The following is a 16,514-nucleotide window of genomic DNA, read 5'->3' on the forward strand; positions in this document are numbered from 1 at the left end:
CTAACAGCCTTTATGATTTAAATCAGTATTAGATTTAAAAATGCTCAAATAATTTTATTTAACCCTTGCTTATTAGGTGAAAGTAAAGAACACTATATCTCATTGATTATTACCCAACATTTTTTGTTTTGATTGGATATGGCCTTATCAATTTTAATATGCGATGACTCAAGTTTTGCTAGAAAACAAATGGCAAGAGCAGTACCTGCTGAACTGGATGCTGAGATTAGCTATGCGTGTAATGGAGAAGAAGCCTTACAGGCAATAGAGGAAGGCAAAGGGGAGCTATTGTTTTTAGATTTAACCATGCCAGTATTAGACGGTTTTGAAACTCTCAAGGTGATCCGAAAAAATGACATAAATACTATGGTAATTGTAGTTTCTGGTGATATCCAACCAGAAGCCTATCAAGAGGTAATGGCAAATGGTGCATTGGATTTTATCAAAAAGCCAGCCTCGAAAGACAAGATCAGGGAAGTACTGACTAAATTCGGAATTCTCTGATTGATGCGAGCTGAGCTGTGCAAGATGAAGTAAAGTTTTCAATAGACGAAGAACAGCGCGACTGTTACCAAGAAATCAGCAATGTGGCCATGGGCCAAGCAGCTGATTTGTTAGCACGTTTACTTAAAGTAAAAGTGATTTTACCTATCCCGCAGGTTAACCTGATTGAAGTTAATGAGTTGCGGATGGCGCTGACCGGAGTGCACAAAGATGATAGTGTCTCAGGCGTCTGTCAGGGGTTTATTGGTGATGGTATCGCCGGTGAAGCTTTACTGATTTTTAATGATACCAGCTTTAGCGATATCAGTCGCTTACTCAATTACCAAGAAGCAGAAGTGCATTCGCACGAACTTGAATTTTTAATGGATATTGCCAATATCTTGGTGGGGGCATTTTTGCATGGGTTCGGTGAACAACTGGACGTCGGATTTATGCAAGGCCACCCAAGTGTGCTTGGTCAGCATGTCAATCTTTCCGAACTGATTCAACCTAATCATTATCGCTGGTCTAAAACCTTGGCGGTTGAAATCAGCTACCAAATCGACGGCTATAATATTAATTGTGATTTATTATTATTGTTTACTGAAGATTCAATTCCCGTATTAAATAATAAGATAAATTATTTGTTAGAGGATTAGTTCACCTATGTCCGATCAGTTTAAACAAGTACATTCGTTAATGACATTATTACAAAATGTCGATGTCGGTTTAGTTGTGTTGGACAGGGAATACAATATTCAGCTTTGGAATAACTTTATGGAAAGCCACAGTGGGCTGCATCCGGCTGATGTTAAAGATAAATGTCTGTTTGACGTTTTTGACGAAATCCCCAAAAGCTGGTTTAAACAAAAAGCAGAAAGCGTATTTACGTTAAATACACGAGCATTTACCACTTGGGAGCAACGTCCCTATTTATTTAAATTTAAAAATTACCGTCCTATAACGGGCACAGCTGAGTTTATGTATCAAAACTCAACTCTAATCCCGTTAAAATCAAGCGCCGGCGAAGTCGATTGTGTTGGGCTTATTATATATGATGTCACAGATGTTGCAGTTCATCGGCAAGCATTAAAGGCTGTCAACAATCAGCTGACCATTTTATCAAGGATTGATAAAATGACCGGGCTATTCAATCGTGGTTATTGGCAAGAGCGTTTTTATCTGGAATTTAAACGCTTGCAGCGACAGCCAGATGCCTGCTCTCTTATTTTGTTTGATATAGACCACTTTAAAAAGATCAATGATAGTTATGGCCATAGTGCTGGTGATTTAGTCATTAAAAATACAGCGGATTGTATTCGTGATTGTATCCGCGAAACTGATATCGCTGGGCGATTTGGCGGTGAAGAATTTTCTTTGTTGTTATTTAATGCAGATAAACAGCAAGCAAAGATATTAGCGGAACGTCTGTTAGATGTTATCCGCCAGCAAGTCATTCGTTACCAAGGTGAGCAAATTAAATATACAGTGAGTATCGGAATTGCTGAATATTCACAACACTATACCAGTGCAGAAATTTGGTTAGAACTGGCTGATAAAGCACTTTACCAGTCTAAACACCAGGGCCGCGACTGCATTAACTTGGCTGATTAACAAGCTATTTTTTATACACTCTTGTTTAAATAGATAAAAATTCGATTTTAAATCTTGAACTAAAGATTATTTGCACCTATCTAAGGGATGATTTGGTGCGCGGATTTTACACACCTGTCAATAAAATCAAGCACGTCGGATCAAAGCGTTCTATAGTTATGCCCAATAACATAAAAGAATGCAGCCAAAAATGCACTTTAGTCTTTTTTATATTTAATAAACTAAATGGAGCAATCATCCGTGATACAAATAAAAAATCTAACAAAACGGTTTGGTGACTTTATAGCTGTTGATCAGCTCAACTTAACGATAAACGCTGGTGATATTGTTGGTTTTTTAGGGCCTAATGGCGCTGGCAAATCAACCACCATGAAGATGATCACAGGTTTTATGTCCCCATCAAGTGGAAACATAGTGATTAATGATAAAGATATTCAGGCTGATGACATTTCAGCTAAAAAAGTAATTGGATATTTACCAGAAGGCGCCCCAGCATATGCCGATATGACAGTGATAGAGTTTTTAAACTTTATTGCAGAAGCACGTGGATTAAAAGGAAAACAGAAAAAGACAGCATTAGCACGTGTTTGCCAGCAGGTTGAACTTGATAAAATGCTAAATAAAACAATAGAGACGCTATCTAAAGGTTATAAACGCCGAGTTGGTTTAGCACAAGCTTTAATTCATGACCCTCAGATTTTGATTTTGGATGAACCCACCGATGGACTAGACCCTAATCAAAAACATCAAGTTCGTAACCTGATAAAAAATCTCGCTAAAGAAAAAATTGTCATCATTTCGACTCATATTTTAGAAGAAGTTGAAGCCGTTTGTAATCGAGCAGTCATTATTGCTAAAGGTAAAAAGGTTTTTGATGATAATACTCAAGCTTTGCGTAGCCTTGCTCAGCAAAACCAAACAGTGAAGATAGAGTTTGAAGCAGGTTTGCCTGATATTTCGCAACTTAAATTGGCACCTGGAGTAAAAACAGTGAATACATTAGACAATAATACAGTCGAAGTAACCTCAGATGCCAATTATAACGGCTTGTTCTCACAAATTTTAGATTTAGTTCATCTACAAGGTTGGCAGGTGAATGCAATGTATTTAGATTCAGAACCGCTTGACAAGGTCTTCCGACAATTAACAGAGGAGGCCGCATAATGTTTTTTGCAATTTTTAAACGTGAATTTGTTAGCTTTTTTGCAACGCCAGTCGCTTATGTTTTTATGCTTATATTTTTATCATTGGCGGCTGTATTTACCTTTTATTTAGGTAACTTTTATGAGCGCGGACAAGCAGACCTAGGTCCGTTTTTTAACTATTTGCCTTGGTTATATCTATTTTTAGCGCCTGCTTTGGCAATGAAATCTTGGGCGGAAGAAATAAAATCTGGCTCAATCGAACTTTTAATGACGTTACCTGTAAAAGTTTGGCAAGCTGTACTGGCTAAGTTTTTTGCCATTTGGTTGGTCTTAGGGCTTGCTTTGGCATTGACCTTTCCTTTGTGGCTAACCGCTGGTTATTTAGGAGAGCCTGATCACCCAGCGATTTTAACCTCGTATCTAGCAAGTTGGTTATTAGCGGGTGCGTATGTTGCTATTAGTTGCTGCATGTCTGCTTGTACACAAAACCAAGTTATCGCTTTTATTTTATCTGTGGTGGTTTGTTTTATTTATTTATTAATTGGCAGCTCTATTTTTACCCAAGGTTTACAAACATTACTCCCATCTGTGGTGTTAGACACGCTTTCGTCAATGGGTTTTTTAAACCATTTTGAAGCTTTATCTAAAGGTGTAGTGGCGGCCTCTGATGTGACTTATTTTATATTAGTGAGCACTTTATGGTTACTCATTGCGGGTGCTGTTTTAAATAATAAAAAATCTGCTTAAACAGGGTGTAAGATGAAAAAAATACAGTTTATCGTGTTAATTGCTGCGCTCTTCATTTTATTTTTTGGTGCAGCCTATTTTAATGATCAATATTTAACCGAGTACCGTGCTGATTTAACCGAAGGTCAGGTTTATAGTTTATCAGATGGCTCAAAAAAGATTCTGAAAAAGATAGATGAACCCATCCACTTATACTTTTATTTTTCGGATAAAACATCGGCCGGTTTAACACAGTTACGCAGTTATGCTGACCGGGTAGAGCATCTGTTAAAAACTTACCAACAAAACAGTGGCGGAAAAATAAAACTAAGTATCATTGATCCTGAACCGTTTTCCGAAGCGGAAGATCAAGCAGCCAGTTTTAATTTGTCCGCTGCGCCCATTGGGCCACAAGGGGAAAGCATATATTTTGGGTTAGCTGCACGTAATGCGGTTGGTGAGCAAGACAGTATCGCATTTTTTGATCCTAACCAAGAGGCTGGTCTTGAATACGACATCAGTCGTTTATTGTATCAGCTAATAAATCCGGAAAAAGCAAAGATTACTCTGATTAGCGATTTAAATATCAGTGGTCAAAGTCAAGGGATGAACCCAATGATGGCTTACAATCGGCAACAGCCTTGGGCTTTTTATCAACAACTGAGACAAAATTACCAGGTGGAGTTGTTGTCGGGTGAAGCTGAAAGCCTGCCAGAAGAAACCGACCTTTTGATTTTGATTCAAGCAAATCAATTATCAGATGAATTAGCCTATCAAATCGATCAATACGTGATGGCTGGTGGACATAGCATTATTTTTGTCGATCCAAATAGTGAATCTGATTTTAGCAGCGCTTATGTTGATGGTTCGGCGACCGCAGATTTATTGGCAGGATGGGGCTTAAAAGTTGATTTAGAGCATGTCGTGTTAGATATGCAAAATGCGCTAGAGATCAGCAGTGGCAATGGCGGTTCAGTGCGCCACCCTGGTTATTTGGGATTAACTTCGGACAATATTTCAAATGACTCCTTGATGACAGAGCAATTAGAAACGCTAAACGGTGCTTCTTTTGGCGCTATTTTAAAGGATGAGAATCAAAGCTACCAGCTTAAACCTTTGTTAACCAGCTCGAACAAAGCCATCCTATTAGAAAAATCTCGCTATTTTAGCCAGTCCGATCCCGCCGCGCTGCCGGTCGCTGACGGTGAGCAAAAAGCGCATATATTGGCGGCATTGGTGCAGGGAACACTGGACTCAGCCTATACGGACACAGTATCGGATGAACAAAAAGAAACCTTTATTGGCTCGCAACAAGAAGCTAATTTAGTTCTAGTTATGGACACTGATTTATTGAGTGACAGGTTTTGGGTTCGAAAAAATCAGCTCTTTAATCAAACCATTCTTACGCCGTTTGCTGACAATGGGAGCTTTGTGGCCAACCTCAGTGAGTTTATGAGTGGAGATCCAGCACTGATTTCAATTCGAGCGCGCGGGCGTTTTTCAAGGCCGTTCGAAAAAGTAAAAGATTTGCAATTGGCAGCTGAAGCAAAATTCCGATCCCGCGAGGCGGCACTTCAGCAAGAGTTGCAAAAAACAGAACAAAAACTGACTGAATTGCAACAATCAGAAAGTGATGGGGCACTGTTATTATCGGCTGAGCAAGAGCAAGCAATTAATGACTTTATTCAACAGCGTAATGAAATACGGCAGCAGTTACGGCAAGTTCGCCATCAGTTGAATAAGGATATTGAATCATTAGGATCTTGGTTAAAACTACTGAATGTCGTGGTGGCACCGCTTGTTTTAACGCTTTTATTGTTTGTTTTACGTCTGATATTCAAACGACGTAAGTTAGCAGCCTAAGGGGACGGACAATGCAGAAGAGTATTTTAATTTTATTCATTGCAGTGGCTGTATTGGTCGCTGTATTTTTTAATGATCAACAACCGGAACAAACGACTCAGCAACAAGACTGGCACCCAGTGACGACAGCGAATCGTGCGAGTTTACAATCTATCGAAATTGTAAAAAATGGTGAAACTGTGATCCACGCCGAACTTCAAGACGGGCAATGGATAATGCGCAATGCGGCTAATTTTCCTATTGATATGTCCAAACTCAGTGCTTGGTATCAAAGTTTAATAGACAGTGAAGTGATCGAAAATAAAACCGCTAAAAGTGAAAATTACGCGAAATTAGGGTTAGCTGAGAGCGCAACAAAGATCAAATTAAACTTTAAACAAGATAAAAGCGAAACCTTATATCTAGGTCGACAAACTTCTGCTGGTTTATACGTGCGTCGTGACGGTGAGCCTCAAAGCTGGCTGATTGATACCGCTATAGGTCGGCCGAATGATGCAAATGATTGGTTAGAGACTCAGTTGATTAAAGATATGGATATATTCACCACATTGACGGTGAAACAAGCTGAACAAAGTTGGCAAGCGGTTAAACAAGAAGGTGAGTGGTTGTTAGCCGACTTTGATCAAAACAATGAAAGTTATGCAAGTACACCAACCTTGGCTAGTTACGCACGCTCGCTCAAGAACTTGAGTTTTGAGCAAGTTGCACCGTATCAAAAAACATTATTTGATGAAGCAGCATTTGAGATCAGTTTAACTAAGCCTGAATCCAACAGCACAGTTTTAAGCTTTGTTCAGCAAGAAAATGATTGGTGGCTACATATTAGTACCGAGGCGTATAACCATTGGCAGTTCAAAATTTCAGATTGGTCTGCCGAACAATTGAATAAAACACGCGTTGATTTTATTGAAGATGACGCTGAAAGCACCGACAGTGAAGGTGGGGAAAGTGTCGACTAACCTGTCATAGTCCAGTTGCGACTAAACGCTAACGGGGCATAAAAAAGGGGTGAAAAATCACCCCTTTTTTGGTTTTAATAAACTTAAAGTTGCTCGGCCAACTAAGTAGATTAGCTAACGCGAACCAATTTCATGGTATTTGTTGCCCCAATGGTTTCCATTGCATCACCATGAGTTAAAATAACTAGATCACCTTTTTCTAAGTGTCCGGCGTCTTTTAACGTTGCAATCACGTCATTGCTCAAAGAGGCTGGATTAGATTTGGTTGAATCAAAAAAGAAAGGTAAAACACCACGGTAAAGCGCAGAAGTGGTTAAGGTTTTTTCATGGCGTGATAGTGCAATTATACGAATGCCAGAGCTAATGCGAGACATAAGTTTAGCTGTACTACCGGATTCAGTTAAACAAATTAGTGCTTTAACATCGTCAGTATGGTTGGCCGCATACATTGCCGACAGCGCAGTGGTTTCTGAAATCGAGTTAAAATGCTCGCTTAAACGGTGTTTAGACGCTAATACACTTGGATGTTTTTCAGCACCCTGACAAACACTAGACATTGAAGTCACAGTTTCTAAAGGATATTTACCGGCAGCTGTTTCACCCGATAACATGACAGCATCGGTGCCATCTAATACAGCATTGGCCACGTCCATAACTTCTGCGCGTGTTGGCATCGGGTTTTCAATCATAGACTCCATCATCTGTGTTGCAGTAATAACGGCACGGTTTAACTGACGCGAACGAGAAATTAACTTTTTCTGTTTGCTTACCAAAGCAGGATCGCCAATCTCAACACCTAAATCACCGCGGGCAACCATAACCACGTCGCAATTAGTAATAATATCGTCAATGGCTTCGTCAGTGGCGACAGTTTCAGCTCGTTCTACTTTTGCAACGATTTGTGCATCTAAACCTGCTTCTTGAGCCAGTTGACGAGCGTAAACTAAGTCAGCACCGGATTGCGGGAAAGACACAGCTAAAAAGTCCACACCAATTTTAGCGGCAAGTTTAATATCTTCTTTGTCTTTAGCTGTGAGCGCAGGTGCAGATAAACCACCACCTAATTTATTAATGCCTTTTTTATCTGACAATTTGCCACCCACTTTGACTGTGGTGTGGATTTTGTTGCCTTCAACAGAACTGACTGTTAATTGAACTCGGCCATCATCTAATAATAAAATATCGCCTGCTTCAACATCGTTTACTAAGTTTTTGTAATCTAAACCGACTGACTGCAAAGTTCCTTCGCCGCGACCTAAATCCGCATCTAACGTAAAAGTATCGCCGACGGTTAAAAAGATAGGGCCATCTTTAAAAGTTGAAACTCGGATTTTTGGGCCTTGTAAATCACCTAACAAACCAACATAAACACCAAGCTCTTTGGCGATTTTACGAACGTTTTCTGCACGTTGTAAATGATCTTCTGGGTCGCCGTGAGAAAAGTTCATACGAACCACATTTGCACCTGCTTGAATAATCTTGCGCAGGTTATCGTCTCTGTCAGTGGCCGGACCTAAAGTTGTAACAATTTTCGTTCTTCTAAACATTCGCTGGGCTCCAAATATGCGAGTTTTTATCTGTTTCTTTAATTATTTCTATTATTACCAGACTTACCATTTTTACAGATGACAAATCCGTTAAAATTTAATGTTCTCTCATGCCTTTACTAAAGCGGGATTCTTTTAATCCGTCTTTTACCCTTTTTAAGTTATCTCTAAACTCTGATCCGCGTCGCAGCGTGAATCCGGTGGCTAATACATCGATTAACACTAATTGGGCGATGCGAGAAGACATCGGCATATATAAATCAGTATCTTCACGTACTTCTAATGATAACACGAGATCGCATTCTCTTGCCAAAGGACTTGTTGCATCGGTAATGCCAATCACAGTGGCTAAATTGCTTCTTGCTAAACGAGCGCTTTCGACATGGCTTTTAGTCCGGCCAGTATGCGATATAAAAACAATCACTTCACCTGCTTCACTATTTATACAGCTCATTCGCTGCATTAATACATCGTCAAAACAAATGACAGGCACGCTAAAACGAATAAACTTGTTTTGTGCATCACGAGCAACCGCTGATGAAGCCCCCAATCCAAAAAACGAAATCTTTTTTGCTTGGGTTAACATATCAACTGCCTGGTTGATTTGACTGGTATCTAGATGCTGACGAGCAGTCTCTAAAGCAGCCATGGTCGACTCAAATATCTTATGAGAGTAGGCTTCTGGACCATCTGCTTCTTCAACGTGGCGGTTCAGATACGGGGTACCACTGGCCAAACATTGTGCTAAATGCAGTTTAAAATCAGGAAACCCTTTAGTATCTAAGCGGCGACAAAAACGATTTACAGTTGGTTCGCTCACATTTGCTGCTTGAGCAAGGGTTGCAATACTACTGTGCATCGCATTTTGTGGGGCTGATAAGATAACCTCAGCAACTTTGCGTTCTGATTTACTAAAAATATGCTGATTTTGCGCAATTCTTTCGAGAATATTCATGACTGATGGCACGAGAGACGATTAATGTCTTATATTATGCCCGATTTCAGTTCGTAATTTAACTACAAAATAACCAATAATTATTTTTTTATGTAATTCCACTACATTTTTAAGTACAATAATGCCGATTTTTAGGGTCATAGCAATTCAAATTTCAGCACAAAGGTGAGATGAACTAAAAGGTTTAAGTAATAAACATTTGAATCATAAGTATTATTTTACTAAGTAAACCTAGGGTTGATAGATAAATCTTGCCGCAGATTCAGCGACTTGTGCAAGTTGTAAAGTCACACTAATTAGTGTTCAATACCAACAGAAATGCGTGAAAACCCTTTCACTATTTATATCATCTAAACAAAAATGGGGAGTATTCATGGTCTCGCAGAATAAAAAGCCATGTGATTTAGTATTATTCGGTACCAAAGGAGACTTAGCGCGCCGAAAGCTGTTACCTTCTTTGTATCAATTAGAAAAAGCCGGATTGCTTGACGAAAAAACGCGTATCATTGGCGTCGCAAGACACGAGATGTCGCAATCTCAGTTTGTTAACATGGTTGATGAAGCTCTTAATACCTTTATGAAAGAAGACGTTTGCCAAGACACTTGGGCGCGTTTTTCTGAAAAACTTGATTATTGTCAGATTGATTTAAAAGATCCTGAAAATTACCGTGTTTTGCAAGAGCATGTGAATCAGGAAGAAAGAGTCACATTAAACTATTTTTCAACCCCACCTAGCATCTTCGGCAACATCTGCGAGGGTATCCACACTGCGGGTTTAATTAACGATGAAACTAGAGTTGTTTTAGAAAAGCCAATCGGCCATGATTTAGCTTCATCAAAGGTCATCAATGATCAAGTCGCTAAATATTTTAATGAAGACCAGATCTATCGCATCGATCACTACTTAGGTAAAGAAACCACCTTAAACTTACTTGCGCTGCGGTTTGCAAACTCTTTGTTTACCAATAACTGGGATCATAACTGCATTGATCATGTGCAAATTACCGTTGCTGAAGAAGTGGGTATCGAAGGTCGATGGGGATATTTTGACGATGCGGGTCAAATGCGAGATATGGTGCAAAACCACTTATTGCAATTATTATGTTTGATTGCAATGAATCCGCCAATCAGTCTCGATGCAAATCATGTTCGTGACGAAAAATTACGTGTATTAAAATGTCTTCGTCCAATTACCAAAGACACAGTGGCCGATAAAACCGTTCGTGGTCAATATACCTCTGGTTTCATCCGAGGTAAGGCTGTGCCTGGTTATTTAGAAGAAGAAGGTGCAAATACTCAATCAAACACAGAAACGTTTGTATCTATGCGTGTTGATATCGATAACTGGCGTTGGTCAGGTGTGCCTTTCTACTTGCGTACTGGTAAGCGGATGCCAGAAAAGCTAACAGAGATAGTGGTACATTTTAAAAATATGCCGCACAATATCTTTAAAGAAAGTTACGGCACTTTGCCAGCTAACGTATTGACCATTCGAATGCAACCACGTGAAGGTGTTGAAGTTTCAATGCTCAATAAAATCCCAGGTTTAGATGAGCATATGAATCTGCAAGAAACTAAATTGGATTTGAGCTTTAGTGAAGCTTTTTCTGATCGCCGCATTGCCGATGCTTACGAGCGCCTGTTATTAGAAGCGTTATTAGGCAACCAGTCTTTATTTGTTCGCCGTGATGAAGTTGAAGCAGCATGGACCTGGGTGGATGGTATTTTCCAAGCTTGGGACGATGTGCGTGACAAGCCAAAACCTTATTCAGCGGGTACTTGTGGGCCAGACGCCTCAATTTTATTAATGGCTAAAGACAATCGCGAGTGGGATTAGAGGGTTAATCATGCAATTGAATGAATTTGCTTCTAGCGAAGCTTTAAACACAGAATTTGCCAGCAAAGTTGCAAACTTATTGGCTCAAGGCATTGCCACTAATGGTGAAGCCAGTTTAGTGGTCTCTGGTGGCCGTACACCACTGCCATTTTTTAAACAACTTGCGCAAACGGATATCGAATGGTCAAAAGTTAAAGTGACTTTGGCTGACGAACGCTGGGTGGATGAAAACAATGACGCAAGCAATACAGCATTGGTTAAACAAAACTTATTGCAAGGTAATGCAGCTGCAGCGACATTTGTTGAGTTAAAAACAGCCGCAGCCAGCGCGTTTGACGCGGAAGCCGAGGTGGCCAAAAATTTACAAGCTTTGCCTTTTCCGCTGGATGTTTTAATTTTAGGCATGGGCGAAGATGGCCACACAGCCTCTTTATTCCCATGTTGTGAGCAATTGGAACAAGGTTTAACTTCCTTGTCTACGACGATTGCGACACAACCAACCACAGCACCACATGAGCGGATGTCATTAACATTAAACGCTTTATTAAACAGTCGTCAGATTTTTATTCATTTAGTGGGCGACAGTAAAAAAGCAGTATTAGACAAAGCTTTAGCTGGCGATGACGTTAAAGAAATGCCGATTCGAGCTGTGTTACAACAAGAGTTAACCCCAGTCGAAGTTGTCTGGGCTGCAAAATAACGCATAAATTAAAGGAGGGGAGCCTTATATGAATGCAATCGTGCAGGAAGTAACTCAACGTATTATTGAACGCAGCCGCGCAAGTCGCCAAGCGTATCTGGATAAAGTTGAGCGGGCCCGAGTAAAGGGCCCACATCGTGAAGTTTTGTCTTGTGGTAACTTAGCCCATGGTTATGCCGCTTGTGGCCAACAAGACAAATCCACATTAAAACAATTTACCAAATCTAATATTGGTATCATTACCTCGTACAACGATATGTTGTCAGCACATCAGCCGTATGAACATTATCCGCAAATCATTAAACAAGCGATAGCAGAAGCTGGTAGTGTTGCACAAGTTGCAGGTGGTGTACCGGCTATGTGTGATGGGGTGACACAAGGCCAACCAGGGATGGATTTAAGCTTAGCATCGCGTGATGTTATTGCTATGGCTTCAAATATTGGTTTGTCGCATAATATGTTCGACGGTGCTCTGATGCTTGGGATCTGTGATAAAATTGTCCCAGGTTTAATGATGTCAGCATTGTCATTTGGTCATCTACCTTTTGTATTTGTTCCAGCTGGGCCTATGCCATCTGGCATCTCTAACGCCGAAAAAACCAAAGTCCGTATGTTACATGCAGAAGGTAAAGTTGGCCGTGACGCGTTATTAGAATCAGAATCGGCTTCGTACCATTCGCCAGGTACTTGCACTTTTTATGGCACTGCAAATAGTAATCAGCTAGTGGTTGAAGTGATGGGTCTGCATTTACCAGGTTCATCTTTTGTCGTTACCGAGTCTGATTTGCGCCTAGAGCTAACACGAGCGGCAGCCCGCCAAGTCACTCGTTTAACACACTTAGGGACTGAATATACCCCGATTGCAAAAATAGTTGATGAAAAGTCTGTTGTAAACGGCATCATAGCTTTATTAGCGACAGGCGGTTCAACCAACCATACAATGCACTTGGTCGCAATGGCGCGTTCAGCTGGCATTATCGTTAACTGGGACGATTTTTCAGATTTATCCAATGCAACGCCTTTATTAACCCGCATTTACCCTAATGGCAGCGCTGATATTAATCAGTTTCATGACGCTGGTGGTATGGCAGTGTTATTTAAACAATTATTAGATGCTGATTTATTACATCAAGATGTACACACTGTTTGTGGGCAAGGCTTAGAAAAATATACAAAAACACCTATCTTAAAAGACGGTGAATTAGAATGGATTGATGAAGGTGGCCAATCAAAAGATCCTTCGATTATTGCAAGCAGCGAAAAACCATTCAAATCTAATGGTGGTTTGCAAGTATTGAGTGGTAATTTAGGCCGTAGTGTGATGAAAACTTCGTCGCTGCCAACCGGTGAAGCTGTATTTAAAGCACCAGCACGTGTTTTTGAAAGTCAGCATGCTTTAGAAGAAGCTTTTAAAGCCGATCAATTGCACGGCGATTTTGTTGCTGTGGTTCGTTTTCAAGGACCAAAAGCTGTTGGTATGCCAGAGCTGCATAAACTGACGCCGCCATTGGGGGTTTTACAAGATCGGGGACAAAAAGTCGCTTTAGTCACCGATGGTCGTATGTCAGGCGCATCAGGCCGTGTACCTGCTGCAATTCACATGACGCCAGAAGCAATAGATGGTGGTCTTCTATGTAAGGTAGAAGATGGAGACCTGATTGAAATTGATTCTAACAAAGGCATTGTTAACTTATTGGTTGACGAAAACACATTGGCAAGCCGCCAAGCCAAAACGCCTGATCTAGTGGCGCAAGAGCGAGAAGGCATGGGACGCGAATTTTTTGGTGCAATTCGCAGCCATATGACAGGTGCTGAAGAGGGCGCTTGTAGCTTGTTTGTAGAGGAAAAAATATAATTATGACTCGACTGGTGGCCGATATCGGCGGCACAAATATGCGGATCGCACAAACCACTGGCATCAATCAGTTAACCGATATTCGTAAATATCAAGTAACTGATTATGCCTCTCCGGCTGCGACCATCAAAGCGTACATTGAAGAAACCGGATGTGGCAAAGTAACAGATGCTTGTTTGGCTATCGCCAGTCCGATCAAAGGTGATGTAATCACCATGACTAATCATAGCTGGCAATTTTCGATTGAAAAAAGCCGTTGCGAGTTAGGTTTATCCGCTTTGCATATGATTAACGACTTTACAGCGATTGCGCTTTCTGTTCCTTTTTTACAAGAATCACAAAAAGTGCAAATCGGCGGTCAAGCTGCCGTTGCTAATAAACCGATTGCGGTTTTTGGTGCAGGAACTGGCTTAGGCGCAGCACACGTGATCCCACATGCTGGCAAATGGATAGCGTTAGCAGGTGAGGGTGGTCATGTATCATTTGCACCGAATTCTGAATTAGAACGAAAAGTGTTGGCCGTTCTAGCAGAGCAATTCGGACATGTTTCAGCAGAGCGTTTAATTTCGGGACAAGGGATAAAGAATATTTATCACGCACTTGCAAAAGTGCTGGCTTTGCCCGCTGAGGATTTAACGCCTGCAGAAATTTCTGCAAAAGCAATTGCAAAAGAATGTGCGCTCTGTCAACAGACGCTTGCAATGTTTGCAGAAACTATGGGGAGCTTTGGAGGTAATCTAGCGGTAAATCTGCTCACAGAAGGTGGCGTTTATATCGCAGGTGGCATAGTGCCACGTTTTATTGATTACATAAAAACAAGTCAATTCCGTCAACGGTTTGAGAGTAAAGGTCGTTTGGCCAGCTTTAATAAAAATGTTCCTGTTTTTATTGTGACGGAAGAACAACCTGGGCTATTGGGAGCTGCGGCTTACCTAGCTCAACTTTAAGGGGTTAAATTAGTATGACTACTCGTAATTGGACAATGCAGCCAAACGAACTAATGAATGTTGGTCCGGTTGTACCTGTATTAGTTTTCAAAAAGATTGAACATGCTCTGCCAGTTGCAGAAGCTTTATTGGAAGGTGGTGTTAGAGTGCTTGAAATCACTTTACGCACCGATTGTGCTTTAGATGCCATTAAATTGATTAGCGAAAAATTACCTGAAGCCATTACAGGTGCTGGTACCGTAATCAACCCACAGCAATTACAAGCTGTAGAAGATCATGGGGCTACTTTTGCGATTAGTCCAGGTATCACTGAAAAGCTGCTGACCGCAGCGAATGCAGGTAAAACAGCATTATTACCTGGCATCTCTACTATTTCTGAGTTAATGACGGGCATTGATTTGGGGTATGATAGCTTCAAATTCTTCCCAGCTGAATCTAATGGTGGTGTACCTGCTGTAAAATCAATCGGTGGCCCTTTCCCTCAGATTAATTTCTGCCCAACTGGTGGTATTAACCCTGGTAACTATAAAGAATATTTAGCTCTGCCAAATGTTCGCTGTGTTGGTGGCTCATGGTTAGTGCCACAAGATGCAGTAGAAGCGGGTGATTGGAAAAAGATCACTGAATTAGCAAAAGCAGCTGTTGAGCTTAAATAATACGCTTTTGTTTTAAAGAGAGTCTAAAACAAAAATACCGGCAAAAGCCGGTATTTTTTTATCTTAATTTTAAACCTTAGTTTTTAGCAATATGCGCGACTAAGTCTAAAACTTTGTTTGAGTAGCCGATCTCGTTGTCGTACCAAGAAACAACTTTAACAAAGGTATCTGTTAACGCAATACCAGCTTTTGCATCAAATACTGATGTGCAAACTTCACCGATAAAGTCGTTTGAAACGACATCATCTTCTGTATAGCCTAAAATACCTTTCAATTCATTTTCTGAAGCCGCTTTCATCGCCGCGCAGATTTCTTCGTAAGTGGCTGGTTTTTCTAAGTTCACAGTTAAATCAACAACAGAAACATCTGGCGTAGGAACACGGAAAGCCATACCCGTTAATTTACCATTTAATTGAGGAATAACTTTGCCAACTGCTTTAGCTGCGCCAGTGGATGATGGAATGATGTTTTGACCCGCACCACGGCCACCACGCCAGTCTTTTACTGATGGGCCATCAACGGTTTTTTGAGTCGCAGTTGTGGCATGAACCGTTGTCATTAAACCATCTTTAATGCCCCAGTTGTCGTTTAATACTTTAGCTAATGGCGCTAAGCAGTTTGTTGTACAAGACGCATTTGAAACAATGTCTTGGCCTTGGTAAGAATCCAAGTTAACACCACAAACAAACATTGGCGTATCATCTTTAGACGGTGCTGACATAACTACTTTTTTAGCACCTGCTTCGATGTGTAAACGGGCTTTTTCGTCTGTTAAAAATAAACCAGTTGATTCAACTACAACATCTGCACCAACGGCATCCCATTTAAGATCTGCTGGGTTACGTTCAGCTGTTACACGAACTACCTTACCGTTAACGACTAAATCGCCATCTTTTACTTCTACATCGCCTTTAAAACGACCATGTGTTGAATCGTATTTAAGCATGTAAGCCATATATTCTACATCAATCAGATCGTTGATGCCGACCACTTCAATATCGTCACGCTCAACAGAAGCGCGAAATACAAAACGGCCAATACGGCCAAAACCATTAATACCTACTTTAATCGTCATAGTTGTTCCTAAACTGTTATTTGTGGATTTCAAGGTTGTCACCTGAGTGCTCAAACCTGTCCGAAAATATGTTAGTTAAATAACGTGGAGCATTATACAAAAACTCACTGCTAAAAACGTAAAAAATTTGCTCTATCAGCAATTGATTGTGA

The 16,514-nt window shown here is 40.6% G+C and carries 13 protein-coding genes and 1 pseudogene; 11 read left to right on the forward strand and 3 right to left on the reverse strand.

From position 1 onward, the window contains the following. Positions 1-138: 138 nt before the first annotated feature. The 6 genes and pseudogenes from C727_RS19915 to C727_RS0108860 all read left to right on the forward strand — a co-directional run bounded on the left by C727_RS19915 (position 139) and on the right by C727_RS0108860 (position 6,790). Positions 139-1,142: pseudogene (locus C727_RS19915) on the forward strand (response regulator). Between the two features lie 7 nt (positions 1,143-1,149). Beyond that, a complete protein-coding gene (locus C727_RS0108840; RefSeq protein WP_017445272.1) occupies positions 1,150-2,097 on the forward strand; it encodes a sensor domain-containing diguanylate cyclase in 948 nt (315 codons plus the stop codon). A 240-nt stretch (positions 2,098-2,337) separates the two neighbouring features. Next, positions 2,338-3,261, forward strand: coding sequence for an ABC transporter ATP-binding protein (locus tag C727_RS0108845; protein WP_017445273.1), 924 nt, complete (start codon positions 2,338-2,340; stop codon positions 3,259-3,261). After that, positions 3,261-3,989, forward strand: a complete 729-nt coding sequence (locus tag C727_RS0108850) for an ABC transporter permease subunit (RefSeq protein WP_017445274.1) — start codon at positions 3,261-3,263, stop codon at positions 3,987-3,989. The genes C727_RS0108845 and C727_RS0108850 overlap by 1 nt, the downstream gene beginning before the upstream one ends. Positions 3,990-4,001: 12 nt before the next feature. Beyond that, positions 4,002-5,831 (forward strand): Gldg family protein, encoded by a 1,830-nt coding sequence (locus C727_RS0108855; RefSeq protein WP_017445275.1) that lies wholly within the window; start codon positions 4,002-4,004, stop codon positions 5,829-5,831. Between the two features lie 11 nt (positions 5,832-5,842). Continuing rightward, entirely contained in the window at positions 5,843-6,790 is a 948-nt protein-coding gene (locus tag C727_RS0108860) for a DUF4340 domain-containing protein (RefSeq protein ID WP_017445276.1), read from the forward strand. 110 nt (positions 6,791-6,900) lie between these two features. Here C727_RS0108860 and pyk read toward each other — a convergent pair whose 3' ends face one another. After that, a complete protein-coding gene (gene pyk / locus C727_RS0108865; RefSeq protein ID WP_017445277.1) occupies positions 6,901-8,337 on the reverse strand; it encodes a pyruvate kinase in 1,437 nt (478 codons plus the stop codon). Between the two features lie 97 nt (positions 8,338-8,434). Then, complete coding sequence (locus C727_RS0108870) at positions 8,435-9,292, reverse strand: MurR/RpiR family transcriptional regulator (RefSeq protein WP_017445278.1); 858 nt, start codon at positions 9,290-9,292, stop codon at positions 8,435-8,437. A 373-nt stretch (positions 9,293-9,665) separates the two neighbouring features. Between C727_RS0108870 and zwf the strand changes: the two genes are divergently transcribed. The 5 genes from zwf to C727_RS0108895 are packed head-to-tail and all read left to right on the forward strand — an operon-like array spanning position 9,666 to position 15,287. Continuing rightward, positions 9,666-11,129, forward strand: a complete 1,464-nt coding sequence (zwf, locus tag C727_RS0108875) for a glucose-6-phosphate dehydrogenase (RefSeq protein ID WP_017445279.1) — start codon at positions 9,666-9,668, stop codon at positions 11,127-11,129. 10 nt (positions 11,130-11,139) lie between these two features. Further along, positions 11,140-11,829 (forward strand): 6-phosphogluconolactonase, encoded by a 690-nt coding sequence (gene pgl, locus C727_RS0108880; RefSeq protein WP_017445280.1) that lies wholly within the window; start codon positions 11,140-11,142, stop codon positions 11,827-11,829. Between the two features lie 28 nt (positions 11,830-11,857). Further along, positions 11,858-13,684: a phosphogluconate dehydratase gene (edd, locus tag C727_RS0108885; protein WP_017445281.1), complete on the forward strand. Its 1,827-nt coding sequence runs from the start codon at positions 11,858-11,860 to the stop codon at positions 13,682-13,684. A gap of 2 nt (positions 13,685-13,686) precedes the next feature. Then, positions 13,687-14,631, forward strand: a complete 945-nt coding sequence (locus tag C727_RS0108890) for a glucokinase (protein ID WP_017445282.1) — start codon at positions 13,687-13,689, stop codon at positions 14,629-14,631. Positions 14,632-14,645: 14 nt separating this feature from the next. After that, entirely contained in the window at positions 14,646-15,287 is a 642-nt protein-coding gene (locus tag C727_RS0108895) for a bifunctional 4-hydroxy-2-oxoglutarate aldolase/2-dehydro-3-deoxy-phosphogluconate aldolase (protein ID WP_155949200.1), read from the forward strand. A 76-nt stretch (positions 15,288-15,363) separates the two neighbouring features. Here the strand turns inward: C727_RS0108895 and gap are convergent, their stop codons facing one another. After that, positions 15,364-16,362: a type I glyceraldehyde-3-phosphate dehydrogenase gene (gap, locus tag C727_RS0108900; protein WP_017445284.1), complete on the reverse strand. Its 999-nt coding sequence runs from the start codon at positions 16,360-16,362 to the stop codon at positions 15,364-15,366. Positions 16,363-16,514 lie beyond the last annotated feature (152 nt).

Source organism: Gayadomonas joobiniege G7 (genome assembly GCF_000300815.1).
In the GTDB taxonomy this organism is placed as follows: domain Bacteria; phylum Pseudomonadota; class Gammaproteobacteria; order Enterobacterales; family Alteromonadaceae; genus Catenovulum; species Catenovulum joobiniege.

Coding starts and splice junctions, on each gene's coding strand:
- edd (WP_017445281.1), top strand. CDS start 11,858: ATGAATGCAATCGTGCAGGAAGTAACTCAACGTATTATTGAACGCAGC.
- C727_RS0108895 (WP_155949200.1), top strand. CDS start 14,646: ATGACTACTCGTAATTGGACAATGCAGCCAAACGAACTAATGAATGTT.
- C727_RS0108840 (WP_017445272.1), top strand. CDS start 1,150: ATGTCCGATCAGTTTAAACAAGTACATTCGTTAATGACATTATTACAA.
- C727_RS0108890 (WP_017445282.1), top strand. CDS start 13,687: ATGACTCGACTGGTGGCCGATATCGGCGGCACAAATATGCGGATCGCA.
- C727_RS0108870 (WP_017445278.1), bottom strand. CDS start 9,292: ATGAATATTCTCGAAAGAATTGCGCAAAATCAGCATATTTTTAGTAAA.
- C727_RS0108860 (WP_017445276.1), top strand. CDS start 5,843: ATGCAGAAGAGTATTTTAATTTTATTCATTGCAGTGGCTGTATTGGTC.
- zwf (WP_017445279.1), top strand. CDS start 9,666: ATGGTCTCGCAGAATAAAAAGCCATGTGATTTAGTATTATTCGGTACC.
- pgl (WP_017445280.1), top strand. CDS start 11,140: ATGCAATTGAATGAATTTGCTTCTAGCGAAGCTTTAAACACAGAATTT.
- C727_RS0108855 (WP_017445275.1), top strand. CDS start 4,002: ATGAAAAAAATACAGTTTATCGTGTTAATTGCTGCGCTCTTCATTTTA.
- pyk (WP_017445277.1), bottom strand. CDS start 8,337: ATGTTTAGAAGAACGAAAATTGTTACAACTTTAGGTCCGGCCACTGAC.
- C727_RS0108850 (WP_017445274.1), top strand. CDS start 3,261: ATGTTTTTTGCAATTTTTAAACGTGAATTTGTTAGCTTTTTTGCAACG.
- gap (WP_017445284.1), bottom strand. CDS start 16,362: ATGACGATTAAAGTAGGTATTAATGGTTTTGGCCGTATTGGCCGTTTT.